Source organism: Leifsonia sp. P73, from assembly GCF_051059105.1.
Lineage (GTDB): Bacteria > Actinomycetota > Actinomycetes > Actinomycetales > Microbacteriaceae > Leifsonia.
The window spans coordinates 3,890,117-3,908,425 of the sequence record NZ_CP194931.1 but is presented as its reverse complement, the minus strand read 5'-3'; the positions used below and the strand labels follow the sequence as shown (position 1 = coordinate 3,908,425).

The 18,309-nt window shown below is 71.8% G+C and carries 20 protein-coding genes and 1 pseudogene; 17 read left to right on the top strand and 4 right to left on the bottom strand.

Annotation, left to right across the window (positions count from 1 at the left end; all coding sequences use genetic code 11):
- The first annotated feature begins 2 nt into the window (after positions 1-2).
- The 4 genes and pseudogenes from ACQ86L_RS20080 to ACQ86L_RS20065 all read left to right on the top strand — a co-directional run.
- A complete protein-coding gene (locus ACQ86L_RS20080) occupies positions 3-695 on the top strand; it encodes a hypothetical protein (RefSeq protein ID WP_434316960.1) in 693 nt (230 codons plus the stop codon).
- Between the two features lie 17 nt (positions 696-712).
- On the top strand, positions 713-1,261 hold the full coding sequence (locus ACQ86L_RS20075; RefSeq protein ID WP_434316959.1) for a hypothetical protein: 549 nt from the start codon (positions 713-715) through the stop codon (positions 1,259-1,261).
- Entirely contained in the window at positions 1,258-2,262 is a 1,005-nt protein-coding gene (locus ACQ86L_RS20070) for an N-acetylglucosamine kinase (RefSeq protein ID WP_434316958.1), read from the top strand. Before ACQ86L_RS20075 ends, ACQ86L_RS20070 begins: the two co-directional genes overlap by 4 nt.
- A gap of 22 nt (positions 2,263-2,284) precedes the next feature.
- Positions 2,285-2,917, top strand: a pseudogene (locus ACQ86L_RS20065) (protein-L-isoaspartate(D-aspartate) O-methyltransferase); the annotation flags it as partial.
- 55 nt (positions 2,918-2,972) lie between these two features.
- Here the strand turns inward: ACQ86L_RS20065 and ACQ86L_RS20060 are convergent.
- Positions 2,973-3,713 carry a gamma-glutamyl-gamma-aminobutyrate hydrolase family protein gene (locus ACQ86L_RS20060; protein ID WP_434316957.1) on the bottom strand — a complete coding sequence of 247 codons (741 nt, stop codon included), beginning with the start codon at positions 3,711-3,713 and terminating at the stop codon, positions 2,973-2,975.
- A 126-nt stretch (positions 3,714-3,839) separates the two neighbouring features.
- Here ACQ86L_RS20060 and ACQ86L_RS20055 point away from each other — a divergent pair, with 126 nt between their 5' ends.
- The 8 genes from ACQ86L_RS20055 (at position 3,840) to ACQ86L_RS20020 (ending at position 10,819) form a co-directional block, all read left to right on the top strand.
- Positions 3,840-4,487: a TPM domain-containing protein gene (locus ACQ86L_RS20055; protein WP_434316956.1), complete on the top strand. Its 648-nt coding sequence runs from the start codon at positions 3,840-3,842 to the stop codon at positions 4,485-4,487.
- 16 nt (positions 4,488-4,503) lie between these two features.
- Positions 4,504-5,151, top strand: a complete 648-nt coding sequence (locus tag ACQ86L_RS20050) for an NADPH-dependent F420 reductase (protein ID WP_434316955.1) — start codon at positions 4,504-4,506, stop codon at positions 5,149-5,151.
- Positions 5,148-6,095, top strand: coding sequence for an arginase family protein (locus tag ACQ86L_RS20045; protein WP_434316954.1), 948 nt, complete (start codon positions 5,148-5,150; stop codon positions 6,093-6,095). The genes ACQ86L_RS20050 and ACQ86L_RS20045 overlap by 4 nt, the downstream gene beginning before the upstream one ends.
- A gap of 22 nt (positions 6,096-6,117) precedes the next feature.
- Positions 6,118-6,903, top strand: a complete 786-nt coding sequence (locus tag ACQ86L_RS20040; protein ID WP_434316953.1) for a crotonase/enoyl-CoA hydratase family protein — start codon at positions 6,118-6,120, stop codon at positions 6,901-6,903.
- A gap of 63 nt (positions 6,904-6,966) precedes the next feature.
- Positions 6,967-8,418 (top strand): dihydrolipoyl dehydrogenase family protein, encoded by a 1,452-nt coding sequence (locus ACQ86L_RS20035; RefSeq protein WP_434316952.1) that lies wholly within the window; start codon positions 6,967-6,969, stop codon positions 8,416-8,418.
- A gap of 2 nt (positions 8,419-8,420) precedes the next feature.
- Positions 8,421-8,801 carry a Fe-S oxidoreductase gene (locus tag ACQ86L_RS20030; RefSeq protein ID WP_434316951.1) on the top strand — a complete coding sequence of 127 codons (381 nt, stop codon included), beginning with the start codon at positions 8,421-8,423 and terminating at the stop codon, positions 8,799-8,801.
- Positions 8,798-9,655 carry an SDR family NAD(P)-dependent oxidoreductase gene (locus ACQ86L_RS20025; RefSeq protein ID WP_434316950.1) on the top strand — a complete coding sequence of 286 codons (858 nt, stop codon included), beginning with the start codon at positions 8,798-8,800 and terminating at the stop codon, positions 9,653-9,655. The genes ACQ86L_RS20030 and ACQ86L_RS20025 overlap by 4 nt, the downstream gene beginning before the upstream one ends.
- A 93-nt stretch (positions 9,656-9,748) precedes the next feature.
- Complete coding sequence (locus ACQ86L_RS20020) at positions 9,749-10,819, top strand: ATP-dependent DNA ligase (RefSeq protein WP_434316949.1); 1,071 nt, start codon at positions 9,749-9,751, stop codon at positions 10,817-10,819.
- Here the strand turns inward: ACQ86L_RS20020 and ligD are convergent.
- Positions 10,799-11,923 (bottom strand): non-homologous end-joining DNA ligase, encoded by a 1,125-nt coding sequence (gene ligD / locus ACQ86L_RS20015; protein ID WP_434316948.1) that lies wholly within the window; start codon positions 11,921-11,923, stop codon positions 10,799-10,801. The genes ACQ86L_RS20020 and ligD overlap by 21 nt on opposite strands.
- A gap of 97 nt (positions 11,924-12,020) precedes the next feature.
- On the opposite strand from ligD, the gene ACQ86L_RS20010 reads away from it, so the two are divergent.
- Positions 12,021-12,749, top strand: a complete 729-nt coding sequence (locus tag ACQ86L_RS20010) for an endonuclease/exonuclease/phosphatase family protein (RefSeq protein WP_434316947.1) — start codon at positions 12,021-12,023, stop codon at positions 12,747-12,749.
- Positions 12,750-12,806: 57 nt separating this feature from the next.
- Complete coding sequence (locus tag ACQ86L_RS20005; RefSeq protein ID WP_434316946.1) at positions 12,807-14,252, top strand: lipase maturation factor family protein; 1,446 nt, start codon at positions 12,807-12,809, stop codon at positions 14,250-14,252.
- A gap of 15 nt (positions 14,253-14,267) precedes the next feature.
- Here ACQ86L_RS20005 and ACQ86L_RS20000 read toward each other — a convergent pair whose 3' ends face one another.
- Positions 14,268-14,546 (bottom strand): hypothetical protein, encoded by a 279-nt coding sequence (locus tag ACQ86L_RS20000; protein WP_434316945.1) that lies wholly within the window; start codon positions 14,544-14,546, stop codon positions 14,268-14,270.
- Positions 14,547-14,983: 437 nt separating this feature from the next.
- Positions 14,984-15,379, bottom strand: a complete 396-nt coding sequence (locus ACQ86L_RS19995) for a DUF7144 family membrane protein (protein ID WP_434316944.1) — start codon at positions 15,377-15,379, stop codon at positions 14,984-14,986.
- Positions 15,380-15,488: 109 nt separating this feature from the next.
- On the opposite strand from ACQ86L_RS19995, the gene ACQ86L_RS19990 reads away from it, so the two are divergent.
- From ACQ86L_RS19990 to ACQ86L_RS19980, 3 genes are all read left to right on the top strand, one after another.
- Positions 15,489-15,791: a DUF1905 domain-containing protein gene (locus ACQ86L_RS19990; protein WP_434316943.1), complete on the top strand. Its 303-nt coding sequence runs from the start codon at positions 15,489-15,491 to the stop codon at positions 15,789-15,791.
- Positions 15,792-15,894: 103 nt separating this feature from the next.
- Positions 15,895-17,730, top strand: coding sequence for an alpha/beta hydrolase (locus ACQ86L_RS19985; RefSeq protein ID WP_434316942.1), 1,836 nt, complete (start codon positions 15,895-15,897; stop codon positions 17,728-17,730).
- Positions 17,731-17,741: 11 nt separating this feature from the next.
- Entirely contained in the window at positions 17,742-18,284 is a 543-nt protein-coding gene (locus ACQ86L_RS19980) for a hypothetical protein (protein WP_434316941.1), read from the top strand.
- Positions 18,285-18,309: the final 25 nt, after the last annotated feature.

Here is an 18,309-nt window from a genome sequence, read left to right as displayed (position 1 = left end):
TCGTGAAACTGGCCGTCGTGGGCGGAGGCTCCACCTACACCCCCGAACTCGTGGACGGGTTCGCCCGGCTGCGCGACCTGCTGCCGATCGAGGAGCTCTGGCTCGTCGACACCGACCCGGAGCGGCTCCGGCTGGTCGGCGGCGTGAGCGAACGGATGTTCCGCGCGGCGGGACACCCCGGGCGGATCGTGCCGACCTCCGACCTGGTCGCCGGCGTCGCCGACGCCGACGCCGTGCTCCTCCAGCTCCGCGTCGGCGGCCAGGCCGCCCGGCACGGCGACGAGACGTTCCCGCACGCGTGCGGCTGCATCGGGCAGGAGACCACCGGCCCCGGCGGCTTCGCGAAGGCGCTGCGCACCGTGCCCGTCGTCCTGTCGGTGGCGGAGGCCGTGCGGAAGCGCGCCAAGCCGGGCGCCTGGATCGTCGACTTCACCAACCCGGTCGGCATCGTGACGCGCGCGCTCCTGCAGGAGGGCCACCGCGCGGTCGGGCTCTGCAATGTCGCGATCGGCTTCCAGCGCCGGTTCGCCGGCCTGCTCGGTGTCGCGCCGGCCGACGTCGCGCTCGGGCACGTCGGCCTCAACCACCTCACCTGGGAGCGGTCGGTCACCGTCGGCGGCCGGGACGTCCTCCCGGAGCTGCTGAGCGCCCACCTCGCGCAGCTCGCCGAGGAGATCGAGCTGCCGGCCCCCTGATCCGCCTGCTCGGGAACGTGCCGAGCTACTACCTGCGCTACTACTACGCCCACGACGAGGTGCTGCGCGAGCAGCTCGACGCCCCCTCCCGGGCGGAGGCCGTGCAGCGGGTGGAGCGCGAGCTCCTGGAGCTGTACGCCGACCCGTCCGTGAATAGCAAGCCCGAGCAGCTCGCCCAGCGCGGCGGGGCGTTCTATTCGGAGGCGGCGGTCGACCTGCTGGCGTCGCTGACCGGCGACCGCGGCGACGTGCAGGTGGTCAACCTGCGCAACGACGGCACGCTGCCGTTCCTGCCCGACGACCACGTGATCGAGGTGCCGGCGGTCATCGGAGCGGACGGCGTGCGCGCAGTGGAGGTCGCCGATCTCCCCGACGACCTCGCCGGGCTGATCGGCCACGTCGCCGGCTACGAGCGGCTCGCCCTCGACGCCGCGGTCCACGGCGGCCGCGACCGGGTGCTGCGGGCGATGCTCGCGCATCCGCTGGTCGGTCAGTACGACCGCGCGGAGAAGCTCACCGACCTGCTCCTCGCCCAGAACCGGGCGCACCTGGCGTGGGCGCGATGAGCGGGGCGCACGGAGAGGTCGCCCCGATCGTCATCGCCGTCGACGGCGGCGGGTCGAAGACCGACGCGGTCGCCCTCGAACTCGACGGGACGGTCGCGGCCACCGCCCGCGGCGCCACCTCCAGCCCGCACCTGATCGGGATGGCCGCGACGGCCGCGCTGGTCGACGAGCTCATCGAGCGACTGCTGGCCGAGACCGGGCCGCGCCCGATCGCCGCCGCCAACATCTATCTGTCCGGGCTGGACCTCCCGGCCGAGGAGGTCGAGTTCCGCGCGGGGATCGCCGGCTACGCGTGGGCCGACGCGGTGGTCGACAACGACCTGTTCGCCCTGCTGCGCGCCGGAACGAGCGAGCCCGACGCCGTCGCCGTCGTCTGCGGGACCGGCATCAACTGCGTCGGCGTGCGCTCCGACGGCGCGGTGGTGCGCTATCCGTCGCTCGGGATGACCTCCGGCGACTGGGGCGGCGGCTGGCACCTCGGCGAGCAGGCGCTCTGGCACGCCGCGCGCGCGGTGGACGGCCGGGGCTCGGCGACCGCGCTCGTGGAGGCCATTCCGCCGATCTTCGGGCTGGACGGCATCCCCGCCGTGATCGAGGCACTGCACTTCGGGCGCCTCCCGAGCAGCGACCTCTCCCGCATCGCCCCGGCCGTGCTCGCGGCGTCCCGCACCGGCGACCTGGTGGCGCAGGACCTGGTGGACCGCCAGGCCGAGGAGATCGTGGTGTTCGCCGTGACGACGTTGCGGCGGCTCGGGCTCCTGGAGCGCGAGGTGCCGGTCGTGCTGGGCGGCGGCGTGATCGGGGCGCGTGACGAGCGACTGCTGTCCGGGGTGGAGCGCAGGCTCTCGGCGCGCGCTCCGTTCGCGCGCATCCGGCTGGTCACCGCCGCTCCCATCCTCGGCGCCGCCCTGCTGGCCCTGGAGGCCGCGGGCGCGTCGGCCGAGGCGCTGGAGACCGCGACATCCGGCCTTCAGGACCGGCGGGCCGCGGTGGTTCAATAGCCGTACGAACAGGGAATTCAGCGCCGAACGCGAGCGGATGGTCGAGGAGCAGCTCCGCCTCCGCGGGATCGAGGACCAACGGGTGCTCGACGCGATGAGACGCGTGCCACGGCACGAGTTCGTCCCGGAGGGCGCGGAGCGGTACGCCTACGAGGACCACCCGATGCCGATCGGCGACGGCCAGACCATCTCGCAGCCCTACATCGTCGCGCTCATGCTGGAGGCCGCCAGGATCGGCCCGGAGGACGCCGTGCTCGACGTCGGCACCGGCTCCGGCTATGCGGCAGCGGTCGCCGCGGAGCTCGGGCACCGGGTGGTCAGCATCGAACGCCATGCCGAGCTCGCCGTCACCGCGGCGGCGACGCTGGAGGCGCTCGGCTACCGCGTGAACGTCGTGACCGGCGACGGGACGCTCGGCTGGCCGGCGGGCGCACCGTACGACGCGATCGTCGCGGCGGCGACCGGTCCGACCGTGCCGCGCGCCTGGCCCGAGCAGCTCGCGCCGGGCGGCCGCATCGTGATGCCGGTCGGGCATCCGGGAGGCGCCCAGCACCTGGCCGTGTTCGAGCGCGCCGCCGACGGCTCGCTGCGCGAGCGCAACCTCGGTGCGGTCGCCTTCGTCCCGCTCATCGGCGACGACGGCTGGAGCCGCTGACCTTCGTGCCGAATGTCGCGTTCCGGCGCCGCATTCGCGACCTCCGGCACGAATGTCAGGCGGCGAGGGAGGCGCGTGCGGGGGCGCGCAGCGCGCCGAGCAGTGCGGCGAGCTGACCCGCGGGGGCGGCCGGGTCCTCCGGGTGCCACTGCACGGCGAGGATCGGGGCGCTCTCGTGCTCGATCGCCTCGACGTGACCGTCCGGCGCACGCCCGGTGATGCGGAGGCCCGCTCCCACGACATCCACCGCCTGGTGGTGCGCGCTGCGGACGTCGACCACGGGGCCGCCGAGCAGCTCCTCCACGCGGCTGTCCGGCTCCAGGAGCACGGGATGCGTGGTGAGCACCTCCGGGATGGGGACCCCGCGGCGCACGTGGTCGGACTCCCCCAGGTCCTGGACGAGGGTGCCGCCGAGCGCGACGTTGACGATCTGCAGGCCGCGGCAGATGCCGAGCAGCGGGAGGCCGCGCTCGATCGCGCGGTGCACGAGCGCGAGCTGGGCGGCGTCCGCGGTCTCGCGGTGCAGGCTCTCGTGCGGGTAGCCCGCCGAGCCGCCGTAGAACCGGGGCGCGATGTCCTCGCCGCCGACGATCACCACAGCGTCGGCGCGCTCGGTCGCGGCCAGCAAGGCGTCGGTGCCGCCGTCGGCCGCCAGCCGGGAGACGGTCCAGCCGTCGGCCTCCGCCGCGCGGACGACTCCCCCGACGAGCACCTGCACGTACGCGTGGTATTCCGGGTCGTGGCCGCGGAAGCGCGTCGCCTCGACGACGGCGAGGGTGCGGGCGGCCGGGGACATGACAGCCATTCTGCGGCGGCCTCCGACTGCACGCACCCGGACGCGTAACAGGTCGAAACAGTGACACGGCCCGGAGCGCGCTCCTAGACTCGGCTCGATGACAGGAAAGCTCGGGAGAGTGGGTGAATGTCTGTGCACCGTTCGCTGATCGGGCGTCGCGCGCTCATCGCCCTCCTGCTGGTGGCGGGCGCGGTGTCCGCGCCGCTCGTCCTGTCCGCGCCCGCGGCTCACGCGGCGCGCACAGCGGACCCGGTCGGCTTCGGCTCCGGCCACGTCGTGGACCAGGCGAGCGTGCTCTCGGACGCCGACGTGGACACGATCGAGGCGGCGTCGGCCTCCCTCTACAAGGACCACGGCATCCGCCTCTACGTCGCCTACGTCGACCGGTTCACCAACCCGACCGACGAGGAGGACTGGGCCAACGAGACCGCCGCCCGCAACGGCCTCGGCCCGACCGACTACCTGCTCGCGGTCGCGACGGACGGGCAGTCCTACTACCTGTCGGGCGACAGCAGCGGCCCGGTCAGCGACCGCGAGCTGACCACCATCGAGCAGACGCAGGTCGAGCCGAAGCTGAGCACACAGGACTGGACGCCGGCCGCCGTCGCCGCCGCACAGGGACTCGGCGCGGCTGTCGGCGACGGCGGCGGGGCCGTGATCTTCTGGGTGGCGCTGGCGGTCGTCCTGGTCGTCGGCGGAGTGGTGCTGTGGCTGGTGTTCCGCCGCAGGCGCGGCGCGAGGCGGATCGTGGAGCACAGGGAGGGCGCAGCATGACGACGCCGGGTGCATCATGACGACGTTGGGCCTGGTCGGGGCCGGCCGGATCGGCAGCCAGCTGGCCCGCCTCGGGATCGCGCACGGCTACGACGTGGTCATCAGCAACTCGCGGGCGCCGCAGTCGCTCGCCGCGCTGGTCGGCGAGCTCGGCCCGCACGCGCGCGCAGGGACGGTGACGGAGGCCGTCCAGGCCGGTGACATCGTCGTGGTCGCCATCCCGCTGCGCTCGATCGCCTCGCTGCCCTCAGCCGCGTTCGCCGGCAAGGTCGTCATCGACACCGGCAACTACTACCCGGCCCGCGACGGCGTCATCCCCGAGCTGGAGGATGGCCGCGAGACGGTGTCCGGGCTGCTGCAGCGCGTCCTGCCGCAGGCGAGCGTCGTCAAGGCGTTCAACCACATCCCGGCGCCGAACCTGACAGCGGACGCTGCGCCGCCCGGCACTCCCGGCCGCCGCGCCCTCGCGATCGCGGGCGACGACGACGACGCGAAGGCCCTCGTCTCCGAGCTGCTGGACGAGTTCGGCTTCGACGTGGTCGACCTCGGCCCGCTCGCCGAAGGCTGGCGGTTCGAGCGCGACATGCCCGCCTACGGGCAGCACCTGACCGCCTCCGGCCTGCGCAGCGCGGCCGCGGCGGCGACACGGAAGGAAAAAGGATGAGCCCGGCATCGTTCCTCGTCGTACCGCAGTGGCAGGGCTCCGGCTCCTCCCGGGCGATGCGGCTGATCGACGGCGCGGAGGCCATCCGCGGCGACCTCCCCGCGAACGCGACCCACGCTGTGGCGGTCCCCGCTGCGGCGGGCGAGGCGCTGGGGACCGGCGTGCTGCGGTACTCCTCGCTCAGCCTGGTCCGCGAGCTCGCGGCGGCGGAGCTGGCGGTGCTGGAGGCGCCGATCGTCACGATCGGCGGCGACTGCGGCGCCGACCTCGCCGGGGTGCAGCACGCGGTCCAGTCGCATCCGGCCGGGTCGGTCGCCGTCGTGTGGTTCGACGCGCACGGCGACCTCAACAACGTGTCGACCTCGCCGTCGGGTGCCTTCCACGGCATGGTCGTGCGCTCCCTCCTCGGCGACGGCCCGGACGGGCTGGCGTCGACCGGGGCGGCGCGCCTGCACCACGAGCAGCTCGTCCTCGCCGGCACGCGCGCCCTCGACGACGGCGAGTCGGCGTTCGTGGAGCGGATGGGGATCCGGGTGGTCGCGCCGGGCGAGTTCGACGACCCGGAGGCGCTGGTGCGGGCGGTGGAGGCGACCGGCGCCACCTCCGTGTACCTGCACATCGACCTCGACGTGCTCGACCCGTCCGCGATCGACGGCATCGGGTTCCCCGAGCCGTTCGGGGTGTCGCCGGAGCAGCTCACCGACGCCGTCCGGGCGCTGCGCTCGCGGTTCGAGCTGGCCGGGGCGGCGGTGACGGAGTTCGCGCCGGAGTCGCCGGACGCGGCGGGGCGCGACCTGAGCGTGATCCTGCGGGTTCTCGGCAGCCTGACGGCGCCGCTGAAGAACGGCGCGGCGGCCGGCAGCCCGGTCGGCGGAAGTTCCTCCACAGATCACCGGCCGCGCCACTTGTCCACGGATACCGCGCCGCCGGATGACGTCCGGTGATCCCGCCGGTAGCTTGAGAGGCATGAGCGAACCGAAGATCCTGACCGAGCGGCGCGGCCACGTGCTGCTGATCGGCCTCAACCGTCCCGACAAGCGCAACGCGGCGGACTACGAGCTGCTGAACGCGCTGGCGGAGGCCTACGGGGAGCTCGACCGCGATCCCGAGCTGCGGGCCGGCGTCGTCCACGCGATCGGCGACCACTTCACCGGCGGGCTCGACCTCGCCGACGTCGGGCCGCGCATCGGCCCGGAGGGGCTGTCGTTCGTCGGCGACACCGGCGTCGACCCGTGGGGCGTCTCGGGCCCTCGCGTCCGCAAGCCGGTCGTGGTCGCGGTGCAGGGCACCTGCCTCACACTGGGCATCGAGCTCATCCTGGCGGCCGACGTCGCGGTCGCTGCACGGTCAACGACATTCGCGCAGATCGAGGTCGCCCGCGGCATCCTGCCGTTCGGCGGGGCCACCATCCGGTTCCCGCGCGCGGCCGGGTGGGGCAACGCCATGCGGTACATCCTCTCGGGCGACCCCTTCGGCGCCGACGAGGCGTACCGGATGGGACTCGTGCAGGAGGTGGTCGACGACGGCGCCCAGCTCGGCGCCGCGCTCGCCATCGCGGAGCGGATCGCCGCCCAGGCGCCGCTGGCCGTGCAGGCGACGCTCGCGAACGCGGTCACCGCCGTCCGCGACGGCGACGCGGCAGCCGAGGCCGCGCTGCAGCCGGCGCTCGTCCGGCTGGCGGGCAGCGAGGACGCCCGCATCGGCATGCAGGCCTTCCTCACCCGCACCGCCGCGGAGTTCGTCGGGCGCTGACGCCGCCCCGACCATCCGGCCACGCACCACGACCCAGGGACCACCGAGCACTGTGGAGGACATATGACCGCAACGACCGAGTACGACGTCATCGTCGTCGGAGCCGGCACCGTCGGCGAGAACGTCGCCGACCGCGCAGCGCAGGGCGGCATGCGCACGGTGATCGTCGAGGCCGAGCTGATCGGGGGCGAGTGCTCGTACTGGGCCTGCATCCCGTCGAAGACCCTGCTCCGCTCCGCCGCCGCGCTCCGGGCGGCGCAACGGGTCGGCGGCGCCAGGGAGGCCGTCACCGGGCCGCTCGACGTCGCCGCGGTGCTCCGCAGGCGCGACTACATGACCAGCGACTGGACGGACGACGGGCAGGTGAAGTGGCTGCAGGGCGCGGGGATCGACCTGGTCCGCGGCTGGGCCACCATCTCCGCGCCCCGCGAGGTCACCGTCACGGGCCCGGACGGCGCGACGACCGTCCTCACCGCGAAGCACGCGGTCGCGGTGTGCACCGGCTCCGCATCCCTCCTGCCCGACATCCCCGGCCTCCGCGAGAGCGAGCCGTGGACGAGCCGCGACGCGACGAGCGTGCAGCGCGTGCCCGTGTCGCTGGCGATCCTGGGCGGCGGGACGGTCGGGAGCGAGATGGCGACCGCGTACGCGGGGTTCGGCACCGAGGTGCACCTCATCGCGCGGCACGGGCTGCTCGGCGGCGCCGAGCCGTTCGCCGGCGAACGCGTCGCGGCGGCCCTGACGGAGCTCGGGGTCACCGTGCGCCTCGATGTCGCGACGGAGTCCGTCGAGCGCACCGACGACGACCGGTACCGGGTCCGCCTCGGCGACGGCACGGTGGTCGAGACCGACGAGCTCCTGGTCGCGACCGGCCAGCTGCCGCGCACCTCGGGTCTCGGGCTGCAGAGCTTCGGGCTGGAGGACGGCGGCTGGCTCACCGTCGACGACAGCATGCGCGTGCTCGACGCGGCGGGCGAGCCGGTCGACGGCGGCTGGCTGTACGCCGCGGGCGACGTGAACCACCGCGCGCTGCTCACCCACCAGGGCAAGTACCAGGCCCGCGCGGCAGGGGACGCGATCGCCGCCAGGGCGAAGGGCCACGAGGTATCCCTGGCACCGTGGGGCGCGTTCGTCGCGACCGCCGACCACCAGGCGGTGCCACAGGTGACCTTCACCGAGCCGGAGGTGGCCTCGGTCGGGCTGACCGCGGCCGCGGCCGACAAGGCGGGCTACCGCATCCGCGTGGTGGACCACCCGATCGGCTCGGTGAGCGGCGCCTACGTCCTGGCCGACGACTACGACGGCATGGCGCGCATGATCGTGGACGAGGACCGCGGCGTCGTCCTCGGCGCGACCTTCGTCGGGCAGGACGTCGGCGAGCTCCTGCACTCGGCGACCGTCGCGATCGTCGGCGAGGTGCCGCTGGACCGGCTGTGGCACGCCGTCCCGTCCTACCCCACGGTGAGCGAGGTCTGGCTGCGACTGCTCGAGACGTACGGCCGGCCCACCACGTGACGGTGCGCGGAGATCTGGTGCGCTCGCTCTCGGCGGTCTTCTTCGACTCGCCGGTCAGTCGGCTCGGCTATCTTTACGCGACCGCCGTCGGGATGGCCTGGGGCTTCGCCTGGAGCACCGGGCGGGTCGAGCGCCGCGCCGGGCTGTTCGTGTTCCGCGGAATGCCGAAGCGGACCTTCGGCCGCGGCGGATCGTGCGTCGGCGCGTGCTACCTCACCGACCGGAACGTGAGCGACGACGTCCTGGAGCACGAGGCCGTCCACAAACGACAGTGGCAGCGCTACGGCATGCTCTTCCCGTTCCTCTACCTGCTGGCGGGGCGCGACCCGCTGCGCAACCGGTTCGAGATCGAGGCCGGCCTCGAGAAAGGCGGCTACCGATGAACGCAAAGGAACGTCGCACCATCGTCGTCACCGGCGCCAGCTCCGGCATCGGCGCCGTCGCGGCCGGCCGGCTCGCCGCGGCCGGCGACGACGTCGCGGTGGTCGGCCGCGACCCGGAGCGGACGCGCGCGGTCGCGGAGCGGATCGGGGCCACCCCGTTCCTCGCCGACTTCGAGCGGCTGGACGATGTGCGCGCGCTCGCCGCTGCCCTCCTCGACCGCTACGACGCCATCGATGTGCTCGCGAACAACGCGGGCGGGCTGTACCACGAGCGGCGCGTCACCGCCGACGGGCACGAGCGCACCATCCAGCTCAACCACTTCGCGCCGTTCCTGCTCACCCGGCTCCTCCAGCCGCGATTGCTGGAGTCGGCGGCCGCGGGGCGGGACGTCCGTGTGGTGTCGACCGCGAGTATGGCCAACCAGTTCGGGCGCCTGAGGCTGGACGACCTCGACTGGGAGCGTCGACGCTGGCGCGGTGGCTGGCGGGCGTACGGCACGTCCAAGATCGCGACCATCCTGTTCGTTTCCGAGCTCGCGGAGCGGCTCACCGGCACCGGTGTCACGGCCTACTCGTTCCATCCGGGCACGGTCGTGACCCGGTTCGGCGCGAGTTCCCCGCTCATCCGGTTCGGCGGCGCCGTGACCGGCGGACGGTACGGCATCACCCCGGAGGAGGGCTCCGCCCCGCTGGAACGGCTCACCGGCCCCGTCCCGGTCGGGGCGCCGAGCGGCACCTACTTCGACCGGTTCAGGGCCAACGGCCGGGTGACCGGCCAGGCGAAGGACCCGCAGCTCGCCCGCGACCTCTGGACGCTGAGCGAGGGGCTCACGGGGGTCGCGCAGCGGAGCTGACATCCTCTCGGGCGCAGGCCCGACCCGAGCGCCCTTCCGGATGGCCGCGCGGCGCCCTTTCGGATCGGCTGCGCGGCAGGGCATGATCGAGACATGCGTCCGACCTCCGGCTCCCCCGTCGCACCCATGCTCGCCAAGGCGCTGCCCGCCGTCCCCGAGCAGGACAGCGTCCCCGGCGGCCTCAGCTTCGAGCCGAAGTGGGACGGCTTCCGCGCGCTCGTCTACGCCGACGACGCCGGGGACGGCACGATCGGCGCGATCGAGATCGGCAGCCGCGGGTCCAAGATGCTGACCCGGTACTTCCCCGAGCTGATCGCCGCCTTCCGGCAGCTGCTGCCCGGGCCGTGCGTCCTGGACGGCGAGATCGTCGTCCCCACCGGCGAGCCCGGCGCGCAGCGGCTCGACTGGGAGGCGCTCTCGCAGCGCATCCACCCGGCCGCCAGCCGCGTGAAGCTGCTCTCGGAGCAGACCCCCGCCACGTTCGTCGCGTTCGACCTGCTCGCCCTCGGTGCCGAGTCCTACCTCGACCGGCCGTTCTCCGAGCGGCGTGCGGCCCTGGAGGAGTTCGCCGGCGACCTCCCCGACCCCATCAAGGTCACCAGGACGACCGTCGACACCGAACGCGCCCGGCAGTGGCTGGTCGAGTTCGAGGGCGCAGGGCTGGACGGCGTCGTCGCCAAGCCCCTCGACGGCGTGTACGCCCCGAACAAGCGCACCATGCTCAAGATCAAGCACCACCGCACCGCCGACGTCGTCGTGCTCGGCTACCGCGTGCACAAGAGCGGCCAGGGCGTCGGCTCGCTCCTCGTCGGGCTCTACGGCGACGACGGCGTGCTGCGCAACGTCGGCGGGGTCTCCGCGTTCAGCGACAAGGTGCGCCTGCAGCTCGTCGACGACCTGGAGCCGCTGGTCGAGCGCGACGACAGCGGCGCGGCCGTCACCGGCGAGACCGACCGCAGCCGGTTCTCGGCAAGCAAGGACGTGTCGTTCGTGCGCCTGCGCCCGGAGCGCGTCATGGAGGTGCGCTACGACCAGATGGAGGGCTGGCGCTTCCGCCACACCGCGCAGTTCGAGCGCTGGCGCCCCGACCGCGACGCGGCCTCCTGCACCTACGACCAGCTCGACCGCCCCATCGCCTACGACCTAGCCGACGTCCTGTCTTAACCCCCCAACCCCCCACGATGAATTCCGGAGTTGTGTACGCGACACGCCGGAGTCGGGCGTACACAACTCCGGAACTGATGGTTGGTCAGGCTTTTTGGCGCGGGAGGGTTGGACGCGCGGGGGCTCGCCGGGCATTTTGGGGTAGTCGGGCGGGAAGGGGAGCTCGCCGAGGCCGTTGTCGAGGTCGCACTGCCACCAGCCGAGCAGTGCGTCGATCGTGCCGGGGCGCTCGCCGAAGTCCTGCCAGGGGTCGCCTGCGCTGCGCAGCCGCTCCGGGACCGTGCGCACCGTGAAGTCGCGCGGGTCGACCTCCGGCAACTCGTCCCAGGTGACCGGCGTGGAGACCGGCGCGTGGGCCAGCGCCCGCGGGCTGTACGCGCCCGCCATCGTGCGGTCGCGGTTGGCCTGGTTGAAGTCGACGAAGATCCGCTCGCCGCGCTCCTCCTTCCACCACGCCGTCGTCACCTTCTCCGGCATCCGCCGCTCCAGCTCGCGCGCCGCCGCGATGACCGCGTGCCGCACGTCGAGGAACTCCCGCTTCGGCTCGATCGGCGCGAACACGTGCAGGCCGCGGTTGCCCGAGGTCTTGATGTACGCCTCCAGCCCCGCCTCGAAGAGAACCGCGCGCAGCTCGATCGCGGCCGGGATCGCGTCGGTGAAGTCCGTGCCCGGCTGCGGGTCGAGGTCGATGCGGAGCTGGTCCGGGTTGTCCGAGTCCTCCGCCCGCGACGGCCACGGGTGGAACACCACCGTGTTCATCTGCGCCGCCCACACCGCGGCGGCCGGCTCGTCGATCACGAGCTGCGGGTGCGACCGCGCGCTCGGGTAGACGACCATCACCGAGCGCACGAAGTCCGGCGTGCCGCGCGGCGGGTTCTTGGAGAAGAACTGCTCGCCGTCGATGCCGTCCGGGAAGCGCTGCAGCGACAGCGGCCGGTCGCCGTTCGCCCGGACGAACGCCTCCCCCACCTCCACCAGGTAGTTCGCGAGGTCGAGCTTCGTGATCCCCAGCTCCGGGTAGAGCACCCTGCCCGGGCTCGAGATGCGGATCTCCCGATCCCCGTGCGGCCCAGGGACCGTGAGGATGACTGCGTCGCCTGCCATAGCGACCACCGTACCGGCACAACGGGCGATGACCAGGGTGTGAATTCCGTGTGGGATGTCGGAGGTCATCGTTGCGCACCCTGCGGGTTGGGCCACAATGAGCGGTGACCCGGGTGTTCCCCGGCGACCCTACGACGCGAGGAGGTGCAGGACCCTGAGAATCATCAGCTACAACCTGCGCAAGCACGCCGCCGGTCACGAGCTCGAGGACATCGCCAAGACGTACGACGTCGATGCGCTGTGCCTGCAGGAGTGCGACAGCGAGGCCCTCGCGCCGCGGCTGCACGACCTCCAGCTCGCCGACGCCACCAGGGCCAACCGGCTCGGCCTCGCCGTGTACGTCCGCGACGAGCGCTGGGAGGTGCTGGACACGCAGGTCTTCGCCGTGCAGAAGTCCCTCCACGACCGGGTGCTCGCCCCCGCCAGCGAGCGGCTGCTCGCCGTGCTGCTGCGCGACCGCGACTCCGGCGAGCGCGTGCTGGTCGGCTCGTTCCACGCCGCGCCGCTGACGGCCTCCAACTCGCTGCGCCGCAAGCAGATCGCGGCCGCCCACGAGGGGATGCGCTCGCTCGCGCCGGAGACGCCCGCGATCATGGTCGGCGACTTCAACTACCCGTGGTTCATCCGCGGGCTGGAGCGGCACCTGACCACCTCCGGCTACACGCTCAAGCGCAGCGACGAGCCGACCTACCTGCGCTACAAGTTCTTCAGCGGCTACTTCGACTTCGTGACCTCCACGGGCTTCGACGTGGAGCGGGTGGATGTGCTGCCCGCGGGTGCGTCGGACCACCGGGCCATCCGGCTGGACGCGGAGCTCGCGGCCTAGTCACCCCTCCCGATCCGGCGTTCGCCCGTCGCCCCGGCGAGCGTACGGTGAGGTCCGATGGATGCACTGGGCTGGCTGGCCGGGACCGATTACACGATCGCGCGGGAGATCCTGCAGCGCGGTGTGGCGGCCCTGTACGTCGTGGCGTTCCTCTCGGCCGTCGCGCAGTTCCCCGCACTGCTCGGCGAGCACGGCCTCCTGCCCGCGCCGCGCTTCCTGCGGTCGGCCTACGCCCGGAGGCAGCCCACCCTGTTCCGCTGGCGGTACTCCGACCGGCTGCTGCGCGCCGTCGCCTGGACCGGCGCGGCGCTCGCGGCGCTCGTCGTGGTCGGTGTGCTGCAGCTCACGCCGTCGTACGTGTTCGTGCCGGTGTTCCTGGTCATCTGGTTCCTGTACCTGTCGATCGCGAACATCGGGCAGACCTTCTACGGCTTCGGCTGGGAGAGCCTGATCTGCGAGGCCGGCTTCACCGTCGCCTTCCTCGGCTCCTGGGACACCGCTCCCCCGATCACGATCGTCATCCTGCTGCGCTGGCTGGTGTTCCGGCTCGAGTTCGGCGCCGGGATGATCAAGATGCGCGGCGACCGGTCCTGGCGCGACCTGACGGCGCTCTACTACCACCACGAGACCCAGCCGATGCCGAACCCGCTCAGCCGGACGGCGCACCTGCTGCCGAAGTGGTGGCACCGCGTGGAGGTGCTGGGCAACCACTTCGCGCAGCTGGTCGTGCCGTGGCTGCTGTTCCTCCCGCAGCCGGTCGCGAGCGCCGCCGCCGCGGTGGTCATCCTGACCCAGCTCTGGCTGGTCGCGACCGGCAACTTCGCGTGGCTCAACTGGATCACGATCGTGCTCGCGTTCGCGGGCGTGAGCGACGGAGCCTGGCGGTGGATCAGCGGCGGCGTCCTCCACGGCGGGATCGGCGCGACGGACGTGCCGCTCTGGTACGCCGTCGTCGCGCTCCTGGTGAGCGCGTTCCTGGTGGCGCTGAGCTGGTGGCCGCTGCGGAACCTGTTCCGCCGGCGGCAGCTGATGAACGCGAGCTTCAACCGCTGGCACCTGGTCAACGCGTACGGCGCGTTCGGGAGCGTCACCAAGGAGCGCTACGAGGTGGTCGTGGAGGGCACAGCCGACGACCCGCACGATCCCGGCGCCGAGTGGCGCGAGTACGGCTTCAAGGGCAAGCCGGGCGACGTGCGGAGGCTGCCCCGCCAGTACGCGCCGTACCACCTGCGGCTCGACTGGCTGATGTGGTTCCTCGCGCTGGGCTCCCGGGACTCGCCGTGGTTCGAGGTCTTCCTGCTGCGGCTGCTGGAGGCCGACAGGCCGACCCTCCGGCTGCTGCGGGACGACCCGTTCGGCGGCGAGGCGCCGCGGTCGGTGCGGGCGCGTATGTTCCTGTACCGGTTCGCGACGCACGCGGAGAAGCGCGCGACCGGGGACCGCTGGGTGCGGTCGGAGGTCGGGACGCTGGTGCCGCCGGTGGCGCTGCGCGCCGGCGGCTGAGCGGGCCCGCCGCGCTCAGTACCCGGTGTGCTGCTCCTCCAGCCGGGCCAGGTCGCGCCAGATCAGCAGCTTGAGCCGCCCCGGCTTCTCGCGCTCGTAGTCGGCCTTCAGCGCCTCCACTCCGGAGAACGCGTCCAGCCCGGCCTCGATCGCCCGGCCGACCTCGTCCCAGGCGTCCACCCGGCCACGCTCCACCAGCGCCAGCAACTCCTCCTCAGAGTCGGCCTTCGCCCGCAACGCACTCGCCAGCGCGACCGCCGCGTCCCGGCGCAGCCGCAGGTTCGCCACGTCCACGTCGCGGTAGTCGTGCGGGTGGGTCGCGTCGCCGCGGAGCCCCTGCGCGACCTCCAGGTCCGCGTCGATCCGGCCGGCGGCCTCCCCTGCTCGGAGGCGAGTTCGCGCAGCAGGTGCGCCGCCTCGCCGGTGTGCCGGGCCGGGTCGAAGTCGTTCCCGTACTGCAGCGTGTCGACCACGATGTGGTTCTTGACCGCCATCCTGGTGGCGTATTCCGCCAGGAGCATACCTTCTTCGAGGGTCTGCTCCAGCGTGGGCGCGGCGGGCTCCGGCAGGGCGTCCTCGTCGAAGGGGCGCGTGCGCACGGTCTTCACCGTGGGCTTCCTGAGCCAGTTCGGCCAGCGCATGGCCACAGCCTTTCGGGTCGGTCGGGGACGCCGGGCGTCGGCGCCACCTCCCATTCTGTCCGATCGCGCCGACACCACGGCGCGTCGGACTCAGCCCCGGCCGGCGAAGAACGCGTTGGCGCGCTGGGTGTAGAGCAGCGACAGCATGACCACGGCCCAGAGGATCTCCAGGATCCCGCTGAAGAACTGCAAGCTGAACAGCAGGACGACCCCGCCGATCGCGTTCAGGATCATGACGATGGTGACGATCCCGCGCGCGAAGCGGCTGCCGTTCAGGAGGCCGCGGGCGACGACCAGGATCACGATCCCGAGGATGATCGCCAGGATCGCGGAGGTGGTGATCCCGGCGATCGCGCCCGCGTTCGACGCGCGCACCATCTGGTCGCGGGTGAACAGGATGACCACGCCCCCGACGATGTTGAGGACGCCGTTGATGTAGGCGAGCACGGCGACGAACGTGACGGTGCCGGGGCGGGTGGCTGGCATGGGTCCTCCTGACGGTCGGTGCGAGGATAGCGCCGCGGGTGCGCCGCCGGGCAGGGGCGTCCGTCGCGCGATACGGGCGGATGTCGGCGGTCGGTGGCAGGCTGGGGTGATGGCCGGCGTGCGCTACGAGTTCGAGACGGAGCTGTTCCGCTGGGAGGCGCGGCGCGACCTGTGGGTGTTCGCCCGCCTGCCCGATGACATCTCGGAAGAGATCCGCCTGCAGCCGCACCCGCCCGCGGGCTGGGGCTCGGTCAAGGTGATGGTGACGCTCGGCGGCTCGCGCTGGTCCACGTCGGTGTTCCCGGAGAGCGCGGACGGCGCGTACGTCCTGGCCATCAAGGGCGACGTGCGACGCCGCGAGGGCGTCGCGCTCGGGGATCGGGTGACGCTGGGCGTGGAGACGCTGCTGTAGGCGAACTGTCCAGAGAAGTCGCTCATATAAATATTAATGGTGTTGCGTTCAGGTTGCTTATCTTGCATGCTAGCTTGATGGCGATCCTGAAGGCTGACGCGTCGTGGGTTTGATTTACGATTCCCGCGATTCGGCAAGCATGAAGAGTGCGCTTTCCGGGAACCTCGCTACGGCTCGGTCGGTGCTGACGGCGACGCAGAGCGCGTCGAATCATCTTGTCGCCTCCCTGGGCACAGAGGAGCTGTCCGGGAAGGGCTACTCCGCGATCGAGGCGATGTTCTCGCAGGTCCTGATTCCCTCCCTTGTGGATGCGATGGGCGAGATCGACACCCTCCAGACGGAGCTCGACAGGTACACCTACGAGGACTCCAAGGTAAGTCAGTTCGGTGTGCTGAAGGAAGACGAGCTGAACATTCAGCTTGAGGCGACGAAGAACCAGCGGGACGCGACCGAACGGATCATGGCGGTGAACAGCGCTGCCGCGATCACGTTGAGTGCGGTGCCGGGGTTGGGTGACGCGTTGCGGTCGCTCAATTCGCAGTTGGAGCTAGTGCTGACGCAGCTTGAGAACGATGTTCGCGATCTGGAGGACAGGCTGCGAGCGTTGCATGGGTTCGATGCGGCGACCAGAGGGCTCTTCCAGAACACCCTCACCAGCGGCTTCGTCGCGTCGCCGGGACGGGTGGCTCCGCGGGCAGGGTGGACCGCATCCGACCTGATGATCATGCTCACCATGATCGGCCCGGCCGAGTTCGAACGGATGCTGGCCGGCGACCCAGACTTGGCGCAACGGTTCTGGGACAACCCGCCCCCGCCGGAAGTGGTGGCGGCCTGGTGGAAGGGCCTCACTCCCGATCAGCGGGAGAAGTGGTGTCAGGCCGTGCCGGCGATCATCGGGAATCTGCCCGGCCTGGACGCGGACACCCGCATCCACGCCAACATGATCCAGTTCCAACGCGACCTGTACGACACCAGCATCCACCCGAACTCTCCCCGCGGGGTCCTCATCCGGGACATCCTCACAGCCCTCCGCGTCGGCCGGTTCTCCGGACCGGGACTGGACTACGAGAAGCTTGCGAAACAAGAAAAGCCACCCCGAGGACTACTCGCCTACAACCCGACCGCTGAGCCTCCGTTGGCGGCGGTCGCGGTCGGAGAAACGGGTGCGGAGAAGTCGGGGAAGGTGACCTGGACGGTGCCCGGCATGGCGAGCGGGCTCGGCGAGGCCGACCGTCTCTCCGGATGGACCAACGCCGCCGTCAACCTCTACAACGCGCAGGATGACATCGAGCGTGGGGTGCTGCACATGGTGGTGGCGTGGATCGGGTACGCGCCCCCGCCCGCTTTCCCCGACACCTCGGTGTTGGAGGGGAATCGTGCCCGGGCCGGAGCGGATCGGCTGACCAAGGAACTGGACGGGCAATGGGCGGCGGACACGATTCTGGGCGGGAACCCGCGCCCGTTCACGGCCGTGGTGGGCTACTCGTACGGAACGACTGTCGTGACAAACGCGGTCAGCAAGGACGGCGCCTTGACGCACGGCGTGCAGTCGGTGGTGCTGCTGGCCTCGGCCGGGGTGGAGGAGGACATCCCCACCGCGGAGGCTCTGCGCGTGGACGGCGGCGCGGGGCGCGTGTACGCGTCGCAGTCCTCTCAGGATCAGGTGGCGGATGCGGGCCGGCTCGGGTCCGGCCGCGGCGATCCTCGGGATGAGTCTTTCGGCGCGAAAGTGTTCTCCTCCGAAGGTGACGCAGCACAGGGGCTGGAGCCGACCGATGGGCATGACTCACTCGGCTATGGCACCGACCGAGGCGGCATCGGCCCTTTCGCCCACGCGACAGCCGGGCACGGCTACTTCAACGGGAGGACCGAGGCTGTCAAAAATGCTGCCGCTGCAGCGTCGGGATTGGACGGCAAGATCAATGGCGGCACTCATTGAGGGAGAGTGCAGTGATGCGCACGCGCCGTATCATCGAGGCCGTTACCGCAGTCGTGCTGGCGTCCACGCTGGCCGGGTGCGCACTGTTGGGAGGAATCATGTCCGAATCAGGTGACCAGGGCATCGTCCCTCCCGCCGAGTTCTCGTCGAAGACGGGTGAGCAGACCCTGGACGATACCCTCGCCCACACGGAGGATCTCGTCCGATTCCTCGGCGGAGACTGGTATGACGACGGAGTGCCGCGTGAATTGTTCGATCCCACTGTCCGCTCTGGATGGTCAGGGGGTCCGTGTGGCGCCGCCGGAACCGATCAGTACTCCATCCATGTCCGCCAGGTCGTCCCGGTGGCGGACCCGCTTGCGAAGATCGAACAGGTTCGCGAGCACTGGAAGCGCCTAGGATATCGGGTCCGCCAGCTCGGACCTGCCGAAGCCGACGAGGAGTTGTTGACGCACATTTTCGTTGACCTTCCGTTCGGCGCGGGCCTCGAGTTCAACGCAAGCACGACAGGGATGGCGATCTCCACGCAAGGCGAATGCTACATAGTGCAGTAGCTCAAGGCGGGTGCTGCGGGTTTAC

Excerpts from the sequence above, each read along its gene's own strand:
- ACQ86L_RS20035 (WP_434316952.1), top strand. The coding sequence starts at position 6,967 with ATGACCGCAACGACCGAGTACGACGTCATCGTCGTCGGAGCCGGCACC.
- ACQ86L_RS20010 (WP_434316947.1), top strand. The coding sequence starts at position 12,021 with ATGAGCGGTGACCCGGGTGTTCCCCGGCGACCCTACGACGCGAGGAGG.
- ACQ86L_RS20020 (WP_434316949.1), top strand. The coding sequence starts at position 9,749 with ATGCGTCCGACCTCCGGCTCCCCCGTCGCACCCATGCTCGCCAAGGCG.
- ACQ86L_RS20005 (WP_434316946.1), top strand. The coding sequence starts at position 12,807 with ATGGATGCACTGGGCTGGCTGGCCGGGACCGATTACACGATCGCGCGG.
- ACQ86L_RS19990 (WP_434316943.1), top strand. The coding sequence starts at position 15,489 with ATGGCCGGCGTGCGCTACGAGTTCGAGACGGAGCTGTTCCGCTGGGAG.
- ligD (WP_434316948.1), bottom strand. The coding sequence starts at position 11,923 with ATGGCAGGCGACGCAGTCATCCTCACGGTCCCTGGGCCGCACGGGGAT.
- ACQ86L_RS20025 (WP_434316950.1), top strand. The coding sequence starts at position 8,798 with ATGAACGCAAAGGAACGTCGCACCATCGTCGTCACCGGCGCCAGCTCC.
- ACQ86L_RS20070 (WP_434316958.1), top strand. The coding sequence starts at position 1,258 with ATGAGCGGGGCGCACGGAGAGGTCGCCCCGATCGTCATCGCCGTCGAC.
- ACQ86L_RS19995 (WP_434316944.1), bottom strand. The coding sequence starts at position 15,379 with ATGCCAGCCACCCGCCCCGGCACCGTCACGTTCGTCGCCGTGCTCGCC.
- ACQ86L_RS20050 (WP_434316955.1), top strand. The coding sequence starts at position 4,504 with ATGACGACGTTGGGCCTGGTCGGGGCCGGCCGGATCGGCAGCCAGCTG.
- ACQ86L_RS20040 (WP_434316953.1), top strand. The coding sequence starts at position 6,118 with ATGAGCGAACCGAAGATCCTGACCGAGCGGCGCGGCCACGTGCTGCTG.
- ACQ86L_RS20045 (WP_434316954.1), top strand. The coding sequence starts at position 5,148 with ATGAGCCCGGCATCGTTCCTCGTCGTACCGCAGTGGCAGGGCTCCGGC.
- ACQ86L_RS20055 (WP_434316956.1), top strand. The coding sequence starts at position 3,840 with ATGTCTGTGCACCGTTCGCTGATCGGGCGTCGCGCGCTCATCGCCCTC.
- ACQ86L_RS20060 (WP_434316957.1), bottom strand. The coding sequence starts at position 3,713 with ATGTCCCCGGCCGCCCGCACCCTCGCCGTCGTCGAGGCGACGCGCTTC.